The sequence below is a fragment of the Psychrobacter sp. Pi2-51 genome, assembly GCF_904846665.1.
Taxonomy (GTDB): Bacteria; Pseudomonadota; Gammaproteobacteria; order Pseudomonadales; family Moraxellaceae; genus Psychrobacter; species Psychrobacter glaciei.
In genome coordinates this window covers 53988-78177 of sequence record NZ_CAJHBP010000008.1, presented here as the reverse complement: position 1 = coordinate 78177, position 24190 = coordinate 53988, and the positions used below count along the sequence as shown (strand labels likewise).

Annotated in this window: 23 protein-coding genes; 10 read left to right on the top strand and 13 right to left on the bottom strand. The window is 44.8% G+C overall.

Features of this window, described 5'->3' with window-relative positions; genetic code table 11:
- The first annotated feature begins 30 nt into the window (after window positions 1–30).
- The 5 genes from JMY08_RS06315 to JMY08_RS06295 all read left to right on the top strand — a co-directional run bounded on the left by JMY08_RS06315 (window position 31) and on the right by JMY08_RS06295 (window position 3629).
- On the top strand, window positions 31–525 hold the full coding sequence (locus tag JMY08_RS06315; RefSeq protein WP_201592336.1) for a PAS domain-containing protein: 495 nt from the start codon (window positions 31–33) through the stop codon (window positions 523–525).
- Between the two features lie 3 nt (window positions 526–528).
- Window positions 529–1278, top strand: a complete 750-nt coding sequence (locus JMY08_RS06310; protein WP_201592333.1) for a PhnD/SsuA/transferrin family substrate-binding protein — start codon at window positions 529–531, stop codon at window positions 1276–1278.
- A gap of 11 nt (window positions 1279–1289) precedes the next feature.
- Entirely contained in the window at window positions 1290–1907 is a 618-nt protein-coding gene (locus JMY08_RS06305; protein ID WP_201592330.1) for a hypothetical protein, read from the top strand.
- Between the two features lie 41 nt (window positions 1908–1948).
- Window positions 1949–2563, top strand: coding sequence for a hypothetical protein (locus JMY08_RS06300; RefSeq protein ID WP_201592328.1), 615 nt, complete (start codon window positions 1949–1951; stop codon window positions 2561–2563).
- A gap of 385 nt (window positions 2564–2948) precedes the next feature.
- Entirely contained in the window at window positions 2949–3629 is a 681-nt protein-coding gene (locus tag JMY08_RS06295; protein WP_010201027.1) for a class I SAM-dependent methyltransferase, read from the top strand.
- Window positions 3630–3659: 30 nt separating this feature from the next.
- Here the strand turns inward: JMY08_RS06295 and JMY08_RS06290 are convergent, their stop codons facing one another.
- From JMY08_RS06290 to JMY08_RS06265, 6 genes are all read right to left on the bottom strand, one after another.
- The gene (locus tag JMY08_RS06290; protein ID WP_201592326.1) at window positions 3660–4238 is read right to left on the bottom strand and encodes a GNAT family N-acetyltransferase; all 579 of its coding nucleotides are present in this window, start codon (window positions 4236–4238) and stop codon (window positions 3660–3662) included.
- Between the two features lie 32 nt (window positions 4239–4270).
- Complete coding sequence (locus tag JMY08_RS06285; protein WP_201592324.1) at window positions 4271–4975, bottom strand: nucleotidyltransferase family protein; 705 nt, start codon at window positions 4973–4975, stop codon at window positions 4271–4273.
- Window positions 4972–6291, bottom strand: coding sequence for an XdhC family protein (locus JMY08_RS06280; protein ID WP_201592321.1), 1320 nt, complete (start codon window positions 6289–6291; stop codon window positions 4972–4974). Before JMY08_RS06280 ends, JMY08_RS06285 begins: the two co-directional genes overlap by 4 nt.
- 111 nt (window positions 6292–6402) lie before the next feature.
- The gene (locus tag JMY08_RS06275) at window positions 6403–8841 is read right to left on the bottom strand and encodes a xanthine dehydrogenase family protein molybdopterin-binding subunit (protein WP_201592319.1); all 2439 of its coding nucleotides are present in this window, start codon (window positions 8839–8841) and stop codon (window positions 6403–6405) included.
- Window positions 8842–8843: 2 nt separating this feature from the next.
- Window positions 8844–9836 (bottom strand): FAD binding domain-containing protein, encoded by a 993-nt coding sequence (locus JMY08_RS06270; RefSeq protein ID WP_201592317.1) that lies wholly within the window; start codon window positions 9834–9836, stop codon window positions 8844–8846.
- Window positions 9833–10504, bottom strand: a complete 672-nt coding sequence (locus JMY08_RS06265; protein ID WP_201592315.1) for a 2Fe-2S iron-sulfur cluster-binding protein — start codon at window positions 10502–10504, stop codon at window positions 9833–9835. Before JMY08_RS06265 ends, JMY08_RS06270 begins: the two co-directional genes overlap by 4 nt.
- 559 nt (window positions 10505–11063) lie before the next feature.
- Between JMY08_RS06265 and JMY08_RS06260 the strand changes: the two genes are divergently transcribed.
- The 3 genes from JMY08_RS06260 (at window position 11064) to JMY08_RS06250 (ending at window position 13348) form a co-directional block, all read left to right on the top strand.
- Window positions 11064–11618, top strand: a complete 555-nt coding sequence (locus tag JMY08_RS06260) for a carboxymuconolactone decarboxylase family protein (RefSeq protein ID WP_201592313.1) — start codon at window positions 11064–11066, stop codon at window positions 11616–11618.
- A 322-nt stretch (window positions 11619–11940) separates the two neighbouring features.
- Window positions 11941–12594: a DsbA family oxidoreductase gene (locus JMY08_RS06255; protein ID WP_010201018.1), complete on the top strand. Its 654-nt coding sequence runs from the start codon at window positions 11941–11943 to the stop codon at window positions 12592–12594.
- Between the two features lie 55 nt (window positions 12595–12649).
- Window positions 12650–13348 carry a haloacid dehalogenase type II gene (locus JMY08_RS06250; protein ID WP_201592311.1) on the top strand — a complete coding sequence of 233 codons (699 nt, stop codon included), beginning with the start codon at window positions 12650–12652 and terminating at the stop codon, window positions 13346–13348.
- 131 nt (window positions 13349–13479) lie between these two features.
- Here the strand turns inward: JMY08_RS06250 and JMY08_RS06245 are convergent, their stop codons facing one another.
- On the bottom strand, window positions 13480–14604 hold the full coding sequence (locus tag JMY08_RS06245) for an S-(hydroxymethyl)glutathione dehydrogenase/class III alcohol dehydrogenase (RefSeq protein WP_201592303.1): 1125 nt from the start codon (window positions 14602–14604) through the stop codon (window positions 13480–13482).
- A 196-nt stretch (window positions 14605–14800) separates the two neighbouring features.
- Here JMY08_RS06245 and JMY08_RS06240 point away from each other — a divergent pair, with 196 nt between their 5' ends.
- On the top strand, window positions 14801–15694 hold the full coding sequence (locus JMY08_RS06240; RefSeq protein WP_227679612.1) for a LysR family transcriptional regulator: 894 nt from the start codon (window positions 14801–14803) through the stop codon (window positions 15692–15694).
- A 158-nt stretch (window positions 15695–15852) separates the two neighbouring features.
- Complete coding sequence (locus JMY08_RS06235; protein ID WP_201592301.1) at window positions 15853–16371, top strand: DUF302 domain-containing protein; 519 nt, start codon at window positions 15853–15855, stop codon at window positions 16369–16371.
- A gap of 83 nt (window positions 16372–16454) precedes the next feature.
- On the opposite strand, the gene JMY08_RS06230 is transcribed toward JMY08_RS06235, so the two are convergent.
- The 6 genes from JMY08_RS06230 to JMY08_RS06205 form a co-directional block, all read right to left on the bottom strand.
- On the bottom strand, window positions 16455–16742 hold the full coding sequence (locus tag JMY08_RS06230; RefSeq protein WP_010201315.1) for a DUF4031 domain-containing protein: 288 nt from the start codon (window positions 16740–16742) through the stop codon (window positions 16455–16457).
- Window positions 16743–16808: 66 nt separating this feature from the next.
- Window positions 16809–19070 (bottom strand): transglutaminaseTgpA domain-containing protein, encoded by a 2262-nt coding sequence (locus tag JMY08_RS06225; RefSeq protein ID WP_201592299.1) that lies wholly within the window; start codon window positions 19068–19070, stop codon window positions 16809–16811.
- Window positions 19067–20104 carry a hypothetical protein gene (locus tag JMY08_RS06220; protein WP_201592297.1) on the bottom strand — a complete coding sequence of 346 codons (1038 nt, stop codon included), beginning with the start codon at window positions 20102–20104 and terminating at the stop codon, window positions 19067–19069. The genes JMY08_RS06225 and JMY08_RS06220 overlap by 4 nt, the downstream gene beginning before the upstream one ends.
- 91 nt (window positions 20105–20195) lie before the next feature.
- Window positions 20196–21203, bottom strand: a complete 1008-nt coding sequence (locus tag JMY08_RS06215; protein WP_201592448.1) for an AAA family ATPase — start codon at window positions 21201–21203, stop codon at window positions 20196–20198.
- Window positions 21204–21269: 66 nt separating this feature from the next.
- Complete coding sequence (locus JMY08_RS06210) at window positions 21270–21731, bottom strand: c-type cytochrome (protein ID WP_194619237.1); 462 nt, start codon at window positions 21729–21731, stop codon at window positions 21270–21272.
- A gap of 200 nt (window positions 21732–21931) precedes the next feature.
- Window positions 21932–24025 (bottom strand): EAL domain-containing protein, encoded by a 2094-nt coding sequence (locus JMY08_RS06205; protein WP_201592295.1) that lies wholly within the window; start codon window positions 24023–24025, stop codon window positions 21932–21934.
- Window positions 24026–24190 lie beyond the last annotated feature (165 nt).

The window sequence follows — 24190 nt, the reverse complement described above, 5'->3', positions numbered from 1 at the left end:
ACTACATAACGACCAATGAAGGAGATGACCATGGGTTCTCCAATCCCTGATGCACACAAGCCTGATATGCCTGCCGAACAGATTACCCTGACTTACCATGATGGCACGTCGCGTACTGTCTATGACACTGGTATCGAACGCCCTTATCCAGATGGTAAATTGATTGTATCGCGTACCGATTTGGATGGCATACTCACACACGTCAACGATGCTTTTGTTCAGATTAGCGGTTACCATGTCGATGAATTGATTGGCCAGCAGCATTACATTTTGCGCCATCCTGACATGCCAAAAGCGGCTTATAAAGATCTGTGGGACACAGCCGAAGCAGGACAAAAATGGCATGGCTACGTCAAAAACTTATGCAAAGATGGTAGTCATTATTGGGTCTATGCAACCGTCGTACCTAACGTTCGTCATGGCGAAACCGTCGGCTACACATCCGTACGACGCAAGCCATCACGCAGCAAAATCGAAGCGGCAATGGCGCAATATGCCCAAATGAAACAAAACGAGGAAGGCTAAATCATGACGACACACAATATGTTAATCGCCCCAGATTTTTCACCTGAGCGTTTTGCAGGCTGGCACATGTTCAATACGTTGATCCAAAAACGTGCCAATTTAAATATGCACTTGAACATCCCTGCATCACATGCTGAGCAAGAGCAAGTCATTAATGCGGGTGACATTCAGGTCATTTACGCCAATCCCTTTGATGCAGCTACCCTAATCCGTGAGCAAGGCTACCGTGCGGTCGCCCGCCCTATCGGAAAATCTGATGAAATGGTCATTGCCGCAGCGGCAAATAGCGACATTAACCACTTAGAAGACATTCAGGCTGGCGCTACCATCGCCATGGCAGACAACCGAGATGTCAAACTGATTGGCTTACGATTGCTAGAAGCGGTTGATATCGAAGAATCTGATCTGACATGGGATGTCACTGAAACCTATCAGGCAGCTGCCCGCAAAGTCATTAAGGGTGACGCCCAAGCCGCGTTCTTTTTGGCAGAGATTTTTCATAGCTTTTCGCGGTTGACCAAGACCCAGCTCTCCGTACTCATCGAAAGTGACTTGGCTGACATTAGCCACGTGCTACTTATCAAAGATGGCTTCCCTGATGCACAAATCTTTATAGAAGCGATTCTCAATCTGCACAACGATGATGATGGTAAAAAAGCCTTAGCCGAGCTTGGTATGCCGCAAGGGTTTGAGGCGATGAATGAAGAAGACGCCGAATTTATGATAGATTTGATGCAGACCTTGCTGGACTGAGGAACACCATTATGTCTGATGTAGACCTTATCAAAGAGAATGAGAAAGTCGCGCACCGAGCATTTCGGTTTTACTCGCGCAAAGTATTTTTGGCACCCAATAACCGTCACTTTCATGAACAACGTATCAATGCGGCGCTACTATTGACTGAAAGAGAACCGCTGCAAGGTGCTGTTGCAGACTTCTTTTATGGCTGCTGGTACGACATTCCTTACGATGTAAATAACTTGTTTATTCGTGTCAAAGATCGCCTGCACCCTCATATTCAACAAGGGTTCCGCGACTGTATCGATAAGAAAAGATATATTCAACGCAATAGTATGCTCGCGACCCGCTGGAGCGTTTTGATATCCCCTTCTCTAAATGAGCAAAAACAACGGTTACGTATCAGTAGCGATGATGCCAAAGAAATCGCTAAAGACATCACGACGGAGCTGATGCAAGCGCGTGATGACAAAAATTGGGGCACGATTGAGCAAATCGAAAATGAGTTTTTTGCCCACTGTATCGCGCGCAATGATCGTTTGGCGTTTTCCTTAGTATGGTTTCGCTTGGGCAAAAGTGATTGGCAATTCGATACGCGTTGGGATAATTGCCAACAGCACCTTGATCAAACCGTTCAAACCTAATTTATCACCACTCTATAACCTTCATCATAATGGTAGTTACTATGTCTTCTTATTTAAATGCTGCTAAAACATATTTGACTCTGACCCCAGCCGGTATTTTTGAAGCATTTTCACAAAACGAACCGACTGCTGAGCAGCTAGCATTACAGAATTTATTGTCTTATGATCAGACATTGCTCGCTGCTGATTGGCTCCAGCGTTATTCTGACATTTGGCTACAGCGCTTTATAGAACATGACTGGATTGAGAAACTGTCTCTCCTACTGCCAGCGCCCAATCTGCCATTAGATCAGTTTTTGCCCTATGTCGTTGCCAGCTTATCGGGCAAACGCCGCGCTGCCATTGGCTCTGATGAAGGATTTTGCTTGGCACGTATTGGCTACAGCCAAGAAGAAGCAGATATGCTCAGTGTGGCGGCGGCTGATTTTTCAGGATTTATGCTACGACAAAAGCAACGTGGCTGGGCAGTAGAAAGCCAAGCTATCTCATTCTTTCAGCAAGTTGACCTGCTCATTCCTGAGACCAGCTTTGTGTTTTTATGGATAGATAATGCTGGCTACGTTCTCATCATCGATGGCGAACCTTTGACCAATAGCCGCGCCTTTGTAGAGCTGGTATGGGCACTAAAAACCTCTGGACTAAGATTTCTGAATTAATTCAGTTGAACCAATTGATATACTGCTTAATATCAACCTTTCACACTAGAGTAATACTCAGTGCGCTTATATAAAATTAAGCGCACTGCCCTCTCTTACACCAACTCCTCTCATGCCATTCATTTTTCTACTGCTTTCTAATTCTAGTCAATTTCACACAGTAATAAGAATACCCTCAGAATTAACAACAACTTGTCAACGTTTAGGTCATACTCCTCTCACGCATGTAAGATGTTTTCTTACTGCTGTTTAAGTTTCCATAAAACCCTAGCTTCTATAAAATATAAAGCCTCCAAGATTTAAATCACCTCGTCCAACGTCCTACCTTACTGAAAGTGGCAACCTCTGCCAAACTTTGCATTCTTGCTTATTTTTAGGACAGTTTATGACTTCGCTGACCACTGTGCGCGTGCGTTATCAAACGATTGAAATTGGCAACACCGATATCCATATTTGCACCTTACGTGACAACCAACAATTTAGTGACCCTGACGATGAAGCGTTAAATTTGGGCATCTGCTCTGCTTCTTGGCCGATGTTTGGGGTGATATGGCCGTCAAGCTTGGTACTGGCCAATCATATGCTCGATTACGATATTGCAGGCAAACGTATTTTGGAAGTTGGCTGCGGTATGGCGCTCTCTAGTCTGCTACTCAATCACAGACATGCTGACATCACAGCGACCGACTATCATCCAACGGTTGAGTATTTCCTTGATAGAAATACCACGCTGAATAATAACAAAGAGATCAATTTTGAGCGTTTAGACTGGGCAGAAGACAATAGCCATCTTGGCAAGTTTGATATGATTATCGGCAGTGACTTGCTTTATGAAGATCAGCACATCGATATACTGGCTGAGTTCATTGACCGTCATGCTATGCCAACCTGCGAGGTCATCGTGGTCGATCCGGGGCGCGGTCGCAAAAACAAGCTGACCAACAAGATGACTGAGTTTGGCTTTAGTAGTCAACATGTCAAGCCTGAAAATACCACTTATCTAGACTTGCCTTTTAAGGGGCACATTTTGACATTTTCGCGGATTGAGACTGGTCAAAACGAATAAACAATACAGAGCCCTTTTATAGTAAGTTTTCTATATATTTTCCCACTGCTGACGAGATATCTTGTACAACACATGCTCAGCAAGTGGATGTGTTGATTTGAGCGCAGGATGATAGAAATTGTCTTGCGTATCCGTCATACCAATGCGCTGCATGATCAGTTGCGAGCGCTTATTAATGACCGCCGTAAATGAAACCACTTCCTCAAGCCCTAGCTCAGTAAAGGCAAAATTTAAAGACGCACGAGCTGCTTCAGTAGCATACCCTTGTCCCCAATGTTCTTTGCTCAAACGCCATGCAATCTCAACCGCAGGGGCAAAGGACATATCTGCGTGCGTGTCATTCAAGCCTATAAACCCGATAAAGCCACCGCTATTTTCTTCATCACCTTTTAGGCTAACTGCCCAAAGCCCCCAGCCATTATCTGCAATAAGCTGCTGGCATTTATTGGCAATGACATCACTTACTTTAGGTGTTAATAGCTTAGGAAAGTATTGCATTACTTCTGGATCAGCATTCATGTCAGCAAAGGTCGCAAAGTCGCTTGCTTGCCATTGTCTGAGGTAGAGGCGTTCAGTTTCTATCGTATTTATGATTTTATTCTCTCGCATCTCATGGTTTGGGATAAATTATATTCGTAAAGCTAATCATCAAGCCAGCCTTGCTGTTTTGCATATGCTAGCTGCTCAGGCGTATCAATGTCATAGCTAAGTTGATCATTATCGACTTTACCTATTTGATCGGCAGGCAATCCTCTGATTAGGTTACGAAGCCCTTTATCGCCTATCAATTCTGACTGCCACTGTCTAAGCAGTTTATAGTTAATTGCTAAAGGTAGACCTATGATATCAGATGCGCCTTTATGCAGACTTTGGTGTTTTTCTAAAGGTTGCCAATGGTGATAGTTACTCGCAACCGCAGCCTGCTTGCCAGCGAGCAAAGCCGTCAAATGCAACTCGTCTAGTAACACTTGATCCACTCCCATGATGAGCACTCGATTGATTGAAGTCGATTCAAAAGCAGCAATTGTCTCAATACCTAGACTTAAACTATGCGCCATACCCGTTTCAGGTTTCGGGTTCACTACTATTTGAACCGATGGGTGTTGATCAGCCAACTCTGTAATTACACTGGCAATTAAACGATGATTATCAGGGATAACAACAACGATAGCTTGCGGGTTGGTGCTCAATGCCAATCGGATCATGTATCGAATTAATGGCTCGCCATTCTTAACGAGCAGCTGCTTAGGTTGACCGAGACGCTGACTGAGGCCGCTTGCCAAGATGATGACCGCATGGTTTTGGCTCTGTCGCTCAGTACCTTCTGTAAATGCACTCTTGCTCATACGATACTCTGAATAATATCAGCATCCTTATCACTACTCTCCGCTACTATATTTGAGAGATTGATATGCGAAAGACATACTGGTGCAGTTTGATTATGCATGACCGCATTTATCTCTGCCATGATACCGAGCGCGAGTGCTTCAGGGCCGTCGCCTCCTAACTTATAGCCAATTGGATAATGCAGTTTACGAATACCCTCAGTTAACATCTTAGGATCGGTTTTAGTGACGCTGATTTCATTAATCAAGCGCTCGGTACGATAGCGCGGCCCCAATTGTCCTAAGTATCTATAATTGTCTGGATGCTCGAGCAGTATCGCTAGGCGAGCACGATCTTGACTCAAGCTGTGTGACATCAGAGCGACTGCGGCGTTATGGCTCAGCTGAAGCAAAGTCTCACTGTCATCTAAAGATAGCGACATCACCGCATTCGCTTGAGGAAAACGCATGCGGGTCGCGTATTGCGCACGACTATCTATAACTGTCACATGCCAATCTTGTAGCTTGGCCATGGTCACCAGTGGCATCACATCGTTACCCGCTCCGCAAATTAGGAGACGCAATTGTGGTTGCAGGCTTTGCACGAGCCATTCTGTTGTTGCCTTGCCGTTTTCCACCGTCACATACTCAGCATTTTTATCAAACAGTTTATATTCTACTAATTCCTTCACAGTATAGGTAAGCACGCTTGAAGCATCTGTTGTCTCTTGTTCTAAGAAGACTTTCGAGTTGTGATATTCATCTAAATTAATGCGCAGACCAATTTTTAAATTATCATTTTTTTGCGATACAGAATCTTGATGCTGCCAATCATTAGCGCGAATTAAAGTAGCCATAGTAATCGGCTGCTGATTACGTCGAACTTGACAAATTGTCGCTAACAATGGCATTGCTGTCGTTAGTCGCTCAAATAATACATGCACTCGCCCATTACAGCCCAAGCCGAAATTTAACTCATCAAAGTCCACGTCGTCTAAATCGCTATCTGGCTCATTATATATATCATGCTTAGTTTCATTTTTATTAGCACCTGCTTGCACTTGACCATTGTCAGCATATTCAATATCATCACCCGTCTGATAAACCTGCACATTGGCACCATCACGAGTAAGCCAAAAGGCACGTTTGATAATATGCGGCTCCAAGCAACCACCACTGATCATCCCAACCGAGCGACCATCCTCACAGATGAGCATCATCGCGCCAGCACGACGATACGCTGAGCCCTCGGTGCGTACGACCGTTGCCAGTACAGCATCAACGCCTTGCTGCTTAGCCGTACTTGCCAGCTCAAGAATGTCAGCGACCTGATTCATAACGCCTCTTATTTGATATTTATTTTTTTGATAGTGATGAAATATACTGCTGATTGAGTTATAAAAACCCGCTCATTAAGCGGGTTCCTGTCGTACATATGGCTTAAAAAATTACTCTGGCATCTCGTAAAGTAGCTTATCAAGAGTAATCGGAAAATCATAAACACGTACGCCGACGGCATTGTATACAGCGTTAGCAATCGCGGCAGCAGCACCTGCAATCGCGGTCTCGCCAATACCTTTGATATGCATCGGGTTGGTATAAGGATCATCCTCTTCTACCAATATCACATCCAACTGCGGAACATCAGCATTAACTGGCACATGGTACTCAGCAAGGTCATGATTACACAGACGACCATCACGTTTATCGTGGATGACCTCTTCCATCAATGCTGAACCAATACCAAACACCATGCCACCATAGCATTGCGAGGTTGCTGTTTTATGATTAAGGATACGACCTGCGGCAAATGCGCCCGTCATACGTTTCACTCGAATCTCGCCCGTGACTTTATGAACGGCTACTTCAGCGAAGTTCGCGCCAAAAGAGGATTGACGATACTTCTTACCATTTTTACCTGGCTTTATTTGGCCTTTGGCACTGATTTTTTGCTCCTCATAGCTAGCGACCACGTCGGCAAGCGTATATGACTCTGTTTTCTCAAAATCATATTTTTCTGATTCTGACTGTTCTTCTAATACATTCTCTGATAATGAAACTCCGGTCGTTTCAGATATTTTATCGATAGTGCTATCAGCGAACGCTTGGCTACTCTCTTTGGCTGCCTCTATAGCAGTTAGATCGTGCTTTCCTACTTGCTTAATTTGACCGTTATCTAGCTGAATCGTATCAGGGTATAGACCCACTTTTTCTGCTAGCATTTCACGCAGCTGCTCACAAGCGAGGTAGACGCCACTACCTGCACTTGCTGCGCCCCAACTACCACCTGAACCTGCTGCGGGCGGAAATGCACTATCACCCAGTTTCATCTCAATATGATCAATGGGTAGTCCTAGTAAATCTGCGGCTACTTGAGAGAACACAGTATAAGACCCTGTACCGATATCGGTCATGTCTGTCTCGATAACTGCTTTGACACCGAGTGCTTTTGACTTATCGATTTGCAGGGTTGCGCGCGCTTCAGAAGGCTGTAATTGATTCCCACGTGCCGCAGCTGCCATGCCCGTTCCTATCCACCAGTCTCCTTCTAATTGACTGGCAGGCTTGGCATTGCGCTGATTCCAGCCGAACTGCTCTGCACCTTGTTCCATACAAGCGATCAGCTGACGTGAAGAAAACGGAATGTCTTTACTAGGATCTTTTTCGGGTTCATTGCGGCGACGCAGCTCGATAGGATCAAGATCTAATTGTGAAGCCAGCTCATCCATCGCACATTCAACGGCAATCATACCGACAGCTTCACCGGGTGCACGCATTGAGCCTGATAGCACTTGGTTCATGTCGACCATTTCATAATTTACACGGCGGTTTTTACCGCGGTACAAGTAATGGGTAGACAGAGCAGTTGGCTCAAAGAATGCCTCTCCAGGCAAATTGCTAGAAACGGTATCGTGAATCAATGTATCGATAACGCCATCTTTATCACAGCCGATGGCGATACGCTGACGAGTGTTTGAGCGTCTGACCGTTGCTTCCATCACCTGTGGACGGGTCATGGTTATCAATACTGGTCGACCAAGCTCTTTTGAGGCAATTGCAGCGGCAATAGACTCAGGCGCAATACCGAGCTTGCTACCGAACCCGCCACCGACATAATGTGCGATCAGCTGAACTTGGTCTTTATTTAAGTTTAAGGCGTCCATGACTTGCTGCTTACAAGACGCGAGCATTTGATTGGCAGTATAGAGAATTAGCTTGTCTTCCTCCCAATGCGCCAATGTCACATGTGGCTCCATGGCAGAGCTGTTTTGACTTGGCGTATGGTAAAAGCGATCGAGCGTCACCTCGGAGTCAATAAGTCCTTGTTCTGGATCGCCTTGGACATAGTTTTTGTCAGAGCCTTTTTTTTCATCGACTGCATGGGCGTTAGACAGCTCTTTAGTAAAATTCAATGCCGCTTGGTCAGTCTCATCTTTATAAGTAACTTTAAGCGCATTTGCCCCTTCTGTTGCTGCTTCAAAGGTTTCAGCGATGACCACAGCGATAGGTTGACCATGATAAAAAATCTCAGTCGCTCCCTGCTTCGGGGCTTTTTTTAATCCGCCTTGCTGAGAGTTGCGTAAAAAGTGCTTAGGGTCTGTGACAACCTTGACAATATTAGGAATGCCGTCTAAAGAACTGCTATCAATGTTCTCGACTTGACCTTTGGCAATGGTCGCACCGACCAAAACACCGTACGCTTTATTGTCTAAATGGATTTCGGCACTATAGTGGGCTTGACCGCTAACCTTTAACGAGCCATCGATACGGTTGATTGGCTTACCAACCAGTTTACTCGCCGTTTTGCTAAACAGAGACTCGACAGGCTCATCCATGGTCATTTTTTTGGTCGGTTCTGACTGAGTGATTGATTCAAATAATGACATAATTATGCTCCCTCGCCCGCTAGTGCGCGCTGAATGACTTGTTTTAGTAGGCGACGCGTCAACGGTATCTTAAAGTCGTTTTGACCATTACCTTTGGCATCATGCAACAACAGATCGGCGGCTTGCGCGATAACATCGCTATTACCATCGGTGTCCATTAATAATGCCTCAACTTCTTCGTTACGCCATGGCTCAGTTCCGATACCACCGAATGCCAATCGTACCGTCTTCAGATTACCGCTATCGTCAGCGTCAATGACTGCCGCACAAGATACCAGCGCAAAGGCATAAGAGGCGCGATCACGCACTTTGTCATAAGTATGCATACCCTTGACAGGGGCAGGTAATACAACGTGAGTAATTAATTCACCTGCTTCCAATACATTTTCGATATGCGGTGTGTCTTTTGGTAAGCAATAGAAATCTTTCACATCAATAGCACGAGTCGATCCGTCAGCTTTGACTGTCTCAATAGTGGCATCCAGCAAGCGCATTGCCACTGCCATATCAGAGGGGTGCTGAGCAATACAGGCATCGCTCGTACCTAAAATAGCCAGCGTACGGTTCTCACCGTTGATGGCAGGACAACCTGTCCCCGGTTCACGTTTGTTGCAAGCGCTGTCTGTCTGGTAAAAATAATAGCAACGGGTACGCTGTAAGAAATTACCACCAGTGGTTGCTTTATTGCGCAGTTGACCTGTCGCTCCTGCCAAAATTGCTCTGGATAATACTGGGTAATTTGCAATAACGTCAGGATGTGCTGCCAAATCACTATTGGTCACAAGTGTGCCAATACGTAAACCACCATCGGCAGTAGTCTCAACTTGTTCTAACTCTAAACGAGTAATATCGACCAATTTAATTGGCGTCTCAATCTCTAGCTTCATTAAGTCTAATAAGTTGGTACCACCTGCGATAAAAGAAGCATCTTTGGCACTAGCAGATGTCGCGGCCTGCTCTGGTGCATCAGCACGGCTATATTCAAAACGTTTCATGAGCGGCCTCCTGTCGTAGCAGTTGCTGTCTGAGTATTTACCGTCTTATTATTCGCTGAGGGTTTACCAAGTTGCGCCTCGCTCGGTGGTGGCGACCAGATACCTGTCACGCTTAAATTTTGCGCAGCATTATCGTTTGCCTCAAAGGTAGACTCTGAGACTTCATTCTTAAGTACTTGTGAAATGGCTTTGATAATATTTGGATAAGCAGAACAGCGACAGATATTACCGCTCATGCGCTCAGCGATTTCTTGTACCAGCAGACCATCAGGATGTTGCAAGTCTGTGCTGACATGGCTTGGCCAATTTTGTTTGATCTCTTCTATCAATGCGGTCGCTGAGCAGATCTGACCGGGGGTGCAATATCCGCACTGAAATGCGTCGTTGTCTTTAAAGGCTTGCTGCAATGCCGATAATGAATCCGGCATTCCGATGCCTTCAATCGTTGTGATGTCATCACCATCATGCATGACCGCAAGTGTCAGACAAGAATTAACCCGTCGTCCATTGATGAGCATCGTACAAGCCCCGCATTGACCGTGGTCACAGCCTTTTTTAGGTCCAGTAATTCGTAAGTGCTGACGACAGACGTCGAGCAGTGTCGTACGGGCGTCAAGATTATCGAGCTGATAATCCTGTTTATTGATTGTTAAGGTCAAAGTAGACATGCTGGCTTCTCGCTGGCAGATGAACATAATGGAATGGTAAAATACGCCTCAAAAGACGGCATCGATAAATTTATTATGACGCATCAAAAAAGTTGTTTTGTTTTTACTTTGTAGTTATTACAGTGTAGTTTTTAATCATAGGTAGTTTTTAATCATAGAGAGTGTCGAGACATGAGTGATGCTGCTAACGGGCATCTTATTTATGATGATGACTCTTTTTTACATTGGTCAGTTTTCTATATTCGTCAGTAGACAATCGAACAAGTTTTAAATGTGTTCGGTAAAATCTTCAATATAGTCATTATCCTTTTATGAGTCACATTTTTGGTGCCGTTACAAATTGGCTATATATCTTCACAATTCATTGTTGAGCAATCACTCAAATTTGTTTATAGTGGTTGCAGTTGATTCACTTAGAGAAGATTGACATGTTAAATTGAGTATTCACTCAAATTGACTTGTCCTTTTTAAGAGATCTGATTTCAGGTATCTACTCTAAGAAATATAAGCTACAACACTTTAAAAACGACCTAACAACTATTTATCTTAAGGATTTTGTATGACCGAATTTACATTACACGACAAAGAAACCGCACCAGCAGAGAGCAAAGACTTGCTAGACGTTTCTATCAAAGCATTTGGCATGGTTCCAAACTTGCATGCTGTGATGGCTGAAGCGCCTGGATTGCTTGAAGGCTATCAACGTCTACATGAGTTGTTTTTGGACAGCAGTTTCGATGACGAAGAAGTCACCGTTGTCTGGCAAACCATCAACGTCGAGCATGCTTGTCATTATTGCGTACCTGCACATACTGGTATCGCCAAAAGCATGAAAGTGGATGATGCCATCACCGAAGCATTGCGCAATGAAACTACACTACCGACTGAGAAATTAGAAGCGCTACGTGACTTTACACTCTCTGTAGTCCGTGGTCGCGGTAACGTAGATGATGCTGCTGTACAAGCATTCTTGGATGCTGGCTTTACCAAACGTCAAATCCTAGAAGTAGTCCTTGCTGCGGCGCAAAAAGTGATGAGCAATTACACCAACCATCTTGCTAACACGCCAATCGATAAGCCATTCCAAAAATTTGAATGGCACAAAGCAGACTAATTAAACCGCCAATTTGGGGTTGTAATGACCCCTCTGGTGTTTTTATACTGCTGTAAGAGAGACTGCTGTTCGAAAACAATCGAGCAGCAGTTTTTTCAGTTAAAATCTTATTGAATAAGAGGGTAGTTATAGTCAAAGTATCCTAAAAACGCTACGGTATTGCTGATATCAATTTTTTGTTGCCTCTGTCTGCGCAGGCACAGTAAGCAAGAAAAATTGATGTCAGCAGTATGTAATGTATCGATATTACTTTTACTGACTATAATTACTGTCATAAATAACGAAATCATGAATAACAAACTTGTAAATAATGAGAGGTCATATGAAAAATATCGAGAAGCCCCTACGCATAGATATCGTATCAGATGTCGTTTGTCCTTGGTGCGTCGTTGGTTATAGACAGTTGGCTGAAGCACTCAAGCAAACCAATACCGAGTACGAGATTCATTGGCATCCGTTCGAGCTAAACCCTAATATGCCAAGCGAAGGTCAAAATTTTCGGGAGCATATTGCCGAAAAGTATGGCTCAACCAAGCAAGAGTCTGACGCCAGCCGAGCAAGAATGACGGAAGCTGGTAGTGAAGTTGGCTTTGAGTTCAACTTTAGTGATGACATGCGTATGCACAACACCTTTAACTTGCACCAGCTTTTACATTGGGCGCATCAGCAAGGTCGCATGCATGAGTTAAAGCAAGCATTGTTCACCGCTCACTTTACCAATGGCAGAAACATCTCTGATCATTCCGTGCTCGCGGATATTGCGTCGGAGACTGGACTTGATCGTAGCGAGGCGCTAGCAGTACTGGAAGACCAACGTTTTGCTAAAGAAGTACGTGCCGCTGAGCAACATTGGCAGCAGCAAGGTATCCAAAGCGTACCTGCGGTGATATTCAATGAGCGTCATTTGGTTAGCGGTGCTCAAGGCGTGGAGAACTTCACGAGTATCTTGCAGCAGTTGGCTGACATGCCAGACTAGGTTTTATTAGCTCTTACATTGACTATTACATTGACTCTTAATAAAAGGATCTCTTATGTCTTCTGAGCATTCCCCTTCGATCATCGTATTTGACGTCAATGAGACGCTACTCGATATTGATACCCTCGCGCCTTTATTTTCTCGCTTATTTGACAATGAAAAAATACTGAGAGAATGGTTTGCCCAATTGGTGCTTTATTCTCAAACCATGACCTTATCCGGTCTCTATACACCTTTTGGCGAACTTGGCGTCGCTGCCTTACAGATGACGGCTGATATTCATAGTGTCACGCTGACAAAAAGCGATATCGATGAGTTAAAAGAGCGTATGAGCAAAATGCCAGCTCACCCTGATGCAGTGCCAGCATTAACCAAGCTAACTGAAGCAGGGTTTCGACTGGTGACGTTGACCAACTCAGCGAGCAGTCCATCGCCAACACCATTAGAAAAAGCAGGGCTAAGTCAGTTTTTTGAGCAGCACTTCAGCGTTGAGACTGTTGGCAAGTTCAAGCCTGCACCTGAAACCTATCAGATGGTAGCCAAAGAGTTGTCTGTTGAAATGTCAGAGTTGTGTTTGGTCGCCTGTCACCTTTGGGATACCATCGGCGCGCAAGCGGCTGGCTGCCACGCTGCGTTTCTCACGCGACCTTATAATGAGTTGCTATCAGCGTCGAATGTTCCCACACCTGATTTTATAGCATCAGATTTAGATACGCTTACCAATCAGATTATTCTTAATAATCAGAGCAAATAACCCTTCTGATTTTTAGCAATCAAACTTTTTAGCAATAAAACAAAAAATGCCGCTTCTACTAATAGAAGCGGCATTTTTATGAATGCTATGACACGATATTCATTTTAAAACTACTACCTTAAGATTGACTCTTAAAAATGAATAACCGTACGAATACTCTCGCCTTTATGCATCAAGTCAAACGCTTCGTTGATGTCTTCTAATGGCATGGTATGGGTAATGAAGTCTTGTAGTGGGATTTCGCCCGCTAGATAGCGCTCAACATAGCCTGGTAATTCTGAACGGCCTTTTACGCCGCCAAATGCTGAGCCTTTCCAGACTCGACCAGTCACTAATTGGAACGGACGGGTTGAGATTTCTTGCCCAGCACCAGCGACACCGATAATGACCGACTCGCCCCAGCCTTTATGGCAGCACTCAAGCGCGGAACGCATCACATCGACGTTACCGATACACTCAAATGAGTAATCAACCCCGCCATCGGTTAGCTCAACGATGACTTCCTGAATTGGTTTGTCATAATCTTTTGGATTAATGCAGTCAGTCGCGCCTAGTTTTTTGGCCAGCTCAAATTTGCTTTCATTGATATCAATCGCAATGATACGGCTGGCTTTTGCCATGGCAGCACCGATGACCGCTGACAGACCAATACCGCCCATGCCAAAGATAGCAACCGTAGCACCTTCTTCGACTTTTGCAGTATTCATGACCGCGCCCATACCAGTCGTGACGCCACAACCTAGCAAGCAAACTTCTTCTAATGGCGCTTCTTTATTGACTTTAGCCAATGAAATCTCTGGCAAGACAGTATATTCAGAAAAAGTTGAGCAGCCCATGTAATGATAAATTGGCTCACCATCTTTATAAAAACGCGTGGTACCGTCTGGCATCAGACCTTTACCTTGGGTCTCGCGCACGGCTGAACACAAATTGGTTTTGCCTGAGGTACACATTTTACAGACGCCACATTCTGCGGTGTATAAAGGGATAACATGATCGCCAACTTGGACACTGGTCACGCCTTCGCCGATTTGCTCAACGATACCGCCACCCTCATGACCCAAAATCGCTGGGAATACGCCTTCTGGGTCTTCACCAGATAAGGTAAACGCATCGGTGTGACAAACGCCACTGGCGATGATTTTTACCAAGACTTCACCTTTGCGCGGCAACATCACATCCACTTCTTCGATAGATAGCGGCTGGTTTGGACCCCAAGCAATGGCGGCTTTCGATTTGATAAATTTATCTGACATAGTTGTCTCTCTTTTTAATTAATTTTATCGCTTATTCAGCGCAGACCTATTCAGCTTATAGTGCTTACCTAATAGAGGCAAGCTACAGTTGTAGCAGTCTGTAAAACATTTCATGCTATGTCGATAATTATAGTTGTTTCTGAGGTGATAACAATATGCTATATTTGCAAATATCTTTTACACAGTGGTAACAATCATGCGCTGGGATGGTATTAGCGAATTCGTTTGTGTGGCAGAATATGAGAGCTTCACGCGCGCCGCAAAAGAATTGAGCCTCTCGACTGCGCAAGTCAGTCGGCAGATCAGCGCGTTAGAAAAGCGCTTGAATATAAAATTGCTATATCGAACCACGCGCAAGGTCTCACTGACCGAAGAAGGCCGCGTGTTTTATCAGCATTGCCGTGGTGTGCTTGATGGCTTGGATGCCGCTGAACAAGCAGTGAGCCACCTACAGTCAAAGCCACAAGGCAGGATTAAATTGACCGCTCCTGTCACTTATGGCGAGCAGCAATTATTACCACTGGTCAATGATTTTATGGTGCGATACAACGATATCGAAGTAACGGCTTTTTTGAGCAATCAAAAAATGGACTTGATCGACGGTGGCTATGATTTGGCGATTCGTATTGGCAAGTTAAGCGATTCAACCATGATGGCAAAAAAAATCAGCCGTCGTACGAATTTTGTCTGTGCCGCGCCTGCTTATCTTGAGAGACACGGTACACCGCACTCTTTGAGTGAGCTGAGTAAACATAATTGTCTGCTAGGCACACGTGACTATTGGCACTTTATAGAAGATGGCAAAATAGATTCTGGAAAAAATGCTGATAAAGAAAAGAATCTACGCGTTTCGGGCAGCGTTCAATATAACAGTGGTCATAGCCTAGTTGATGCTGCGCTAAAAGGTTTGGGCATCGTCCAGCTGCCAGATTATTATGTGCAAAAATACCTAGCATCTGGTGAACTGATAAGCTTGCTGGATGACTATAGAGAGCCTGAAGAAAGTATCTGGGCTATCTATCCGCACAACCGTCATTTATCGCCAAAGATTCGATTACTGGTAGATTATCTATCGGAGCATTTAGCATGAACATGCAAAGCCACTATTCGGTTTTACTTAACATTCGGTTTTACTTAAAATGAATATTATCCACTATCATTAAGAAATATCTGTAATATTAGAAGAAGATCGCTTAACAAAACCAAGCATCACTCACTAAATAAATTACCATAATAAAAGGAATTTTTATGATTAAGATTGTCTCTATCGCTGCCTTAGCTTTGGCCATGTCCTCGTGCGCCAGCGTTGAAAATATTTTAAACGCGCCGGATAAGATGCCATCAACACCAGAAACGATGACTGCTATCAATGCTGAAAAGGGTTTGGTTACGATGCAAAGTAATCATTCCGTGCAAGATACTGCTGATAAGCTGGCGGCGATTATCGAAAGTAGAGGCATGAAAGTATTTGCGCGCGTCGATCATCAAAAAAATGCGCAGGGTGCCAATTTAACATTGAGACCGACGCAGGTAATTATGTTTGGTAACCCAAAAGCGGGTACGCCATTGATGAATTGCGAGCAAAGCGTCGCCATCGACTTACCACAAAAAATCCTTATCAGTGAAGATGCGGATAAAAAAGTCTGGTTGTCGTACAACAATCCTGAATATTTGAAAGAGCGTCATAACATCAAAGGTTGTGATACCGAGATAGCTAACATCGCAAAAGCGCTTGATGGTGTCAGTAAGGCAGCTATTGCAAAATAAGCTATAAATGGAAATATGAACACAAAAAAGGTGGGATGCAAAAGCATAACCCACCTTTTTTATATCTTTAAAAGATTAACTTATTAGCCATTCTTAGACTGTGCTATTTGCTCGTGTAGCTCTATTTTTAACTTCTTAGCACATTCGATAATCTTTTTTCGACCGGCAGGGATAGCGCCATATTCAATCGCTGTCGCGCGCATTTGTACCGTAACATCATAATGCGGATAACTGGCATGACGGTGGAATAAGCGCTGATCTACTTCTATCAATAAGGCAAACTCATGCAGCTCTTGCAGCGTATCAGCCAACATATGACACCATTTATAGCCTTTAAATTCTATCTGCACAAAATCCACATATATTGCCATACAGCCACCTCCTTTATTACCCTTAACTTCTTCTCATGCGCTAAACCACGCTTTCACAAACAGTCATCAAAATAACTCACCGACATTTTTTTTGAGCTGTTTAAGCACTATTTGATATTCTTTATCACTGATTTCAAGTGTACTGAGACGCCCATAGCGTAGCTGACGATAGTCTTGTTGAATCTGCATGATTTTGGTTTGGACAATTTCTGAGTGACCGCTGTCTGTTAAACGGCTATCAGTACCACCTTCGGCATTTGAATCAATAGCCAGTGCCACGCGCTCAAGCCATGCCAGTTGGCCTTCACTGTCATCACGAGCCAGCGATTTATCCACCTTACCAATACGTCTTGATAGCTGTGCAAGCGGCAGATCGGCTAGATGCCAGCGTTTGCGGCGACGTTGCCAGATGACAAAGATTAAAATAGCCATGACAGTGATAACACTCGCTGCCAACCAAATAATTTGCTGCATCACTGAGCGGATATTAAACCATTTGAGTAGCGAGTCAGCTTGTTTATCCTGATCGTAACCGACGACGTCTTTTTGCCAATAGTAGCTGGCTTGATCTGAGAGGCGGCGTAAGGTTTGTAGCATTTGATATTGCTGATAGCTGATTTGCGCACTAGCGCCATCACCGAACATCGCCGCTCCCTGCGACTGTGTCAGCGCATCCATGCCTTGCTCGACGCGCTCAGGTGCAACGAAAGCTGTCGGATCAACACGTACCCAGCCTTGACCCTCAAGCCAAACCTCCGTCCAAGCGTGCGCATCTTTCTGCCGAACTTCCCAAACATTGCCGCCGCGGCTTAGCTCGCCACCTTGATAGCCTGCCACGACCCGTGCAGGTATACCAGCTGCCCGCATCATAAAGGTAAAACTTGAAGAATAATGCTCACAAAATCCCGCTTTGGTCTCAAATAAAAACTCGTCAATACGGTTCTTATTCAGCCGTGGCGGTGATAGTGTATAACGAAATTCTGTTTGATTAATCCAGCGTTCAATAGCCGCTATATAGCGCACTGGATCTGAGCCAGATTGCGCAAATAATCGCTTTGCCAGTGCGCGTGCTTGTGGGTTGCCGTCAGCTGGCAGAGCAAGGTTCAGCCGCCGCAACGCTTCAGACAGAACAGGGTCAATACGCATCGGCGCAAACTGTAATACGTCATAACGGAACTGCTGAGTAACGGGCTGGTCTTTTAATAAGGTAAAGTTTGAAGTAATACTGATGTCTTGGCGCTGGGCAAAAGGATAATCGAGGCCAAATAGCCAGCTTTGTTGTGTGGGTTCTAAAATAATCTCATAGCTGGTAGGCGCAACTTTCACTTCATCGGGGATAGTAGCAAAGGCGTTCTCAATCCAAACAGGCATTTGCAGTGCAGGCCGCCATTGTTGTTGCTGAGGGCTAGGACGCCATGTAATTCCATCAAAGTCGCTAAACACCAAGCCGCGCCAGTACAGCTGCTGCTGCGGTGGGCGCTTATCTGCAAACTCTACCCGAAAGGCCAGCTCAGTCGATTGTCCCAAATTAGCAAAGTCACCGGGCGACATACTATCGGAGACGCCAGTGGTTGCTTGCTGACCTGATAGCTGCACTGACCATAGCGGTGGTAAGCGCGGGAAGAATAAAAACAATACAACCAATAATGGCAGTGCCCCAAGACCTAATACACCCAAAGTGCGCAGACGACCATCACCGCGAGTATTACCATCGTCATTGAGCGCAATAAATGCCAACAAGATAATGACAGCACCGACGATTACCTCTAAAGTCGTAACAAGACCTTGATCCATCAAAAACAGCGCGGCAAGCACGAACAGTGATAAATTTAAGACCACATAAGCATCGCGCCGTTTATACAATTCCCACAGCTTACTGATGAGACATAGCACTAAAAATGCCACGCCCATATCGAGACCAAACGCTGTATTGTACGTCAGCCATAGACCGACAAGACCCAGCAAGAAGCCGAGCATTTGCATGCCTTGATAGACGCGTTTTAAATGACGCAATTTTTTGAACTTAATTTTGATGCGCGGTAGTTGGGCGGCGATACTAACCACAGCAAAGCCAATCAGCCATAAAGGCAGATGCGCGGCATGAGGTAAAATGACGATGATTTGGGCGATTAATACCCAATAATACGCTGGCAAGGCAAATAGCTTGCGAGTCCATTTAGTATCGCTAGCCTGTTCAGTATGAGAAGCGATATTTTGACCCAATGCCAACTGCTCAAAGCTTGCAGAATTTATAAAGTCTGATTTAGAAGAGCCAGTAAATACTTCTACCGGTTTTTTTGAGTCATCTATTTTAGAGATATTGGTCATGGCGTTTTTGCCAACCTTAGCAAGCACGCTTGCGCAAAACTATCACCTTCTCCCATTGGGGCAGCAGCAGAGGCATCACTCGGCAAGCGCATTTTAAATGGCGCACCTAGCTCACCCAACCTCATCGCCCCATACGTCATCTGAGCCAGCCTCTGCTCATGATGCACCGCTGGCATATCGGCATAATCTAAGCTTTGTTCATGACCGACTGGATCAGCAAAGTGCTTGGTAAACATACCCTGACCGCGCGCCACATGCCCCCAAGAAACTCGTGCCAGCGACTCACCTTCGATATAATTATCGAGCCGCTCAAAGTCATCTTGACCTTGCCGATATTGCCCGCCTGTTGGTAAGTCCTCCAAACTTGCAACTGCATATTGTGCCTGCCAGTCAAAGGCTTCAGGTTTTGGATAGACCCACGCCGTACGCGCAAAATAGACATAAGACCATGCCCGCATAATGCCCAAAGGATAAACGGTTTTTATTTTTAAGCGTGGTAATTCAAACTGCCCACGACTATGCGTCTGTACTGGCAAACGAATAATCTGCTCACCTTGTAGCCGTGTAACGAGCACAGAATTTTGACTATCTACGTTAGGTTTGATTTTCTTACTGGATTTTTTATCCGTCTCTTTATCAACCTGCTCAAAGCCAAATAACAACTGCCGTCTTGGTTGGCGGCTCTCACTGCGCAGCTGCAAAGTCACCCAAACAGGCGCACCCGCTTCTGCCATGGTCACTTCTATTAATTGTACTTTTAGACCTGAAATATGGGCAAAGGTTACATGAAAGCTGATCAGCCAGACACTGATCAAATAAAAACATAAGCCCAGCACCAGATTATTGCCATAGTTGATGCCAGCAATAAAGGTAATGACCAATAACACCGCAAATAGCATCCCTTCACGGCTAAAAAAGATATAGACATTGCGCAAATTGAGCGTGGCGCTATCACTTTTAGGCGCACGCGAGGCAAACCAACGGCTTAATGCTGAAGTAGCTGGTACGGTTAAGGCTTTTGGCAAAAAGCTCATGATTACCCTATCCTTACCATAAAATTAATACTCTCATTCACAATTGAATAGCAGTTTTGGACATAAACGCACGTTATAAAAAATCAAACGGTTAAACAATAACAGCCACGTCTGCCAATATGCGTTGTGCGATGGTCTGCGTCGCTTGTCCTCCCGTCACATACGCGGGCACAAAACGCTGACCGAGACGATGATCAGTGACCGCAGCGAACACCGCTTGAATATCTTCAGGCGTCATCTCCATATGCCCCGATACATAGGCATAAGCTTGTGCAGCACGCTGTAGTGACAGCACACCACGCGGTGATAAGCCATGATACTCTTGACTTGCTCGTGTTTTTGCCACCAGTCTTTGTAGATAATCCAAAACCACATCCGCGACATGAACTTGCTTGACCCCTTGCTGGGCTAATAACACAGCGTCCGTATCTAGCACGGCATCCAACTCTTTTAATAGCTCGCGGCGATCCTGACCTTTTAAGAGCTCACGCTCTGCCGCAGGTGATGGGTAACCGAGCGACAAACATAGTAAGAATCGATCTAGCTGCGATTCAGGGAGTGGATAGACACCTGCTTGCTGCAAAGGATTTTGGGTTGCAATCACAAAAAACGGCTGCGGCAAAGGATAGGTTTTCCCATCTTGGGTGACTTGCCGCTCTTCCATCGCTTCTAATAATGCGCTTTGCGTCTTGGGGCTGGAGCGATTGATTTCATCTGCAAGTAACAGCTGAGTAAAGATAGGCCCAGAACGAAACTCAAATTGCTGTTTACTTTGGTCATAGATACTCATGCCTAAAATATCTGCTGGCAGCATGTCGTTAGTAAACTGCACACGGCTAAAGCTCAAACCCAATAACTGTGCCAACCCTTGCGCCAAGGTCGTCTTGCCCATACCCGGTATATCTTGCAGTAATAAATGACCACCTGCCAATATACCACTTAGCGCCAACTTAACGGCTTGAGGTTTATCCAACACAATTTGGTTTAACTGTGCCATAAGCTGGGCGATTTTTTGCTGGTTATGGCGATAGTCGCTAGCACTAGGCGCAGATTGACTGAGTATCTCTGACGTTGGCGGGCGTGTAGAGGAAAGGGACATGTCGATGGCTGTATGGGTCATAGTAATTATTGGCTCGTTTTTTGGATAATGAGTATAAATCAGGAATTACTTTGCCTCATCTTCCACTAGGGGCGCGGCGGCACGAAGCGTTGACAGATAAGCGATCACATCCGCACGCTCTTTAGCATCAGGCATAGGGTTTGATAGCATTTTTGAATCTAGCATGGCTTTTTCCGCATCCGCAATATAAGGATCAAGCGTTTTTGCATCCCATATCCAACCTGATGTTTTTAGCCCATCACTATAGGTGTAATCTTCTAGCTCTGCGGCGGGCGCACCATATATATTCATCAACTGCGGGCCTTTTTTATTGAGACCGGCATTAAGCTGATGACACTGACCACAAGCCTCTTTATAAATTAGAGCACCATTGACAGCGTTACCTCCAGTATATAGTGGCAGCGTGACAGGCGCGCGATGATCAGGTGGTATACTTTCCCCGCAGGCGGTGAGCAGTAGAACAGCGGTAAAAATACCGCTCAATGATGACTTACTGATAATAGACATTTTTGACAATCTTTAGTTGAGGAGCACCAGCTATATAAGACGATATCGATAATAATGCAATGCAAAATCAGACAAAATCGGTCGGCACGCATAGATAGCTGTTTAAAAATATAGCATCATTTATCGGCATCTAAACCAATAAATAACGCTTAAGAAACGTCTAGGGTTATACCTGTATGGTTACACAAGATTAGGTGCTCTTATGTACCACTAGCCACTTTTATTGTACTGCTTGGCTCTTCCAAATAATACCCTTGCAGGTAACGCGCACCCACACTCCAAGCGACAGACATGGTTGCCGCCTCTTCAATGTAAGGCATCAACACATCGATTTTAACCGCGTTGGTACGCACGATAAGAGACTTAACGGCTTCTAAATTATCCGCAGAATCGATATCTTGCACGTAACTACGAGCCAAACGTACGATATCTGGCTGGACAACGCTGGCAATCTCAACAGACTTAGTAGACGAGCCAAAGTTAGTAATACCAAGCTGACAGCCCACTTGGTCAAGTGCTTCAAATTGAGATTTGGCAACCGTTAAATGATCAGCGATATCTTGTTCATTAAATTGTAGCGTCAATGCTCCTGCAGCACCGCCAACGGCATTAATCAGCTGACTGGCAACGTTTGGCAGCTTTTTATCAACTAGCGAAGCACTGGTCAATTGTATCAATAATCGTGCTTCAGGATGGATCTTACGGACGTCATTTATCTTTTTACAGGCATTAATCAGTACCCAACGATCTATTTTTTCTAGCAATTGATGCGCTTTAGCAACCGCCATAAATTGTTGAGGTGTCAACACGGTATTGTCAGCATCTGCCAATGGCAGCCGCAGATAGACTTCAAAAAAGTCACTACGGTCATTATTGATGTCATATATCGCCTGAAACGATAGCTCAAAGCGGTTATTGGCAATGGCATCGACTAAAGACTCAGCGAGCGCATGGTCATCACTATTGGCATGCTCACTCGGATCATATAAATGATAGGTGCCACCTTTATTGGAGGTCTCAGTCATAATCTGAGCAATGGCATCCATCGCTCGCTCTAATACAATCTTAGGCTCAGCGGTATTTTTTTCGATTTTGACAATACCAATACTAACGGTGGTGCTTGTCGTACGCTTATCGACTTCAATGAGCATCTCACTAATACGTGAGCCAATGTGCTCGGCGAGCTGTTCGAGCTCTGCGGCTGTCTGATTCTCTACTAGTATCGTAAATGCTGTATCGCTAAAGCGGCTTACATAACCCTCTGGCACCAGCTCGTCTAGGGTATAAGCTACCTGCTTGACCGTCGTATCGACACCCTGCAAACCCAAGCTACTTCTAATTTTACCAATGTTATCGAGCCGAACATACATTAGCCCTGCAGTCAGTACGCCATCTATTGCTTGCTGGTGTACCGTCATCAACTGCTCTTCAAAACCGTGGCGGTTGTTGATTCCTGTCAAGCTATCCTTACGCTCAGCTTCTGCCAAGCGCTTAGCAACCTCAGCACTATTACTGTTATTTTGTTGGATAATAATTTGAGTAACTGGCTCACTATCCAAGGTGGCTGCTGCCAGCTGTAGTTTTGCCTCAAAGGTACTGCCATCCTTACGTAGGCTTTCGAATTTGAACTCAACCTCTTCACGGCTACCCTTATCAAACTGTCGCAAAAACTGCTTAAAGGCTTTGACGTTGTCGCCACCTGCGATCAAATCAATAACGGGTACACCAATGATATCGTTCATTGATTCAAAACCAAATAGCTGAAGATAAGGGTCATTGGCAAAGATATGAATACCTTGGTCAAGATAGGCAACCGCACTTTTAGAGTTTTTGATTAAAATATTAGCGCGCTGCTCTGCCTCAGACAGTACATGATGCAGAGATTTTAGCTGGCGGCGGCTACGCAAATTATCATGCTGTAAGCAAATCGCCATCACCACTGCTGTCTCTTGGTCTGCCCTAAGCGCCTTAACCATCGTGCCATTCATCACAGAAGGCAAACCGTCCTCATTATGAGCAGTCGGAGCTGTCTCTGCACTCATCAGACAGATCATCGGCAGATCAATACTCTGCTCTTGCACGATTCCCACCATGTCGGTAAAGCTCATATCATAGGCTTGGCCAAAAACTAAAACATCCCACGGCTGGCGGAGTGATTTGAGCAACTCTTCCTTGTCATCCAAAAAGCCTAGATTGATGCTGTCATAATAAGAATCTAGCAAATCCACCAGACGCTCAGCATAGAGCTGATCGGCATCGATAACTAGTAGATTTAAGACGGACTGAGTACGCATAGGAGGCCTTTTGAATCTTATGATCGTATTTATTTTTATCGCTTAATTTCGATACCTTGCTGCTTTTTCTAACATCAAAATAGCACGGCAAATAAGCAAGCACTACAAGTATTAGGCTCAGCGGGTATTGAAAATACTGGTTTATTGATGCGGTCTAGGATGACT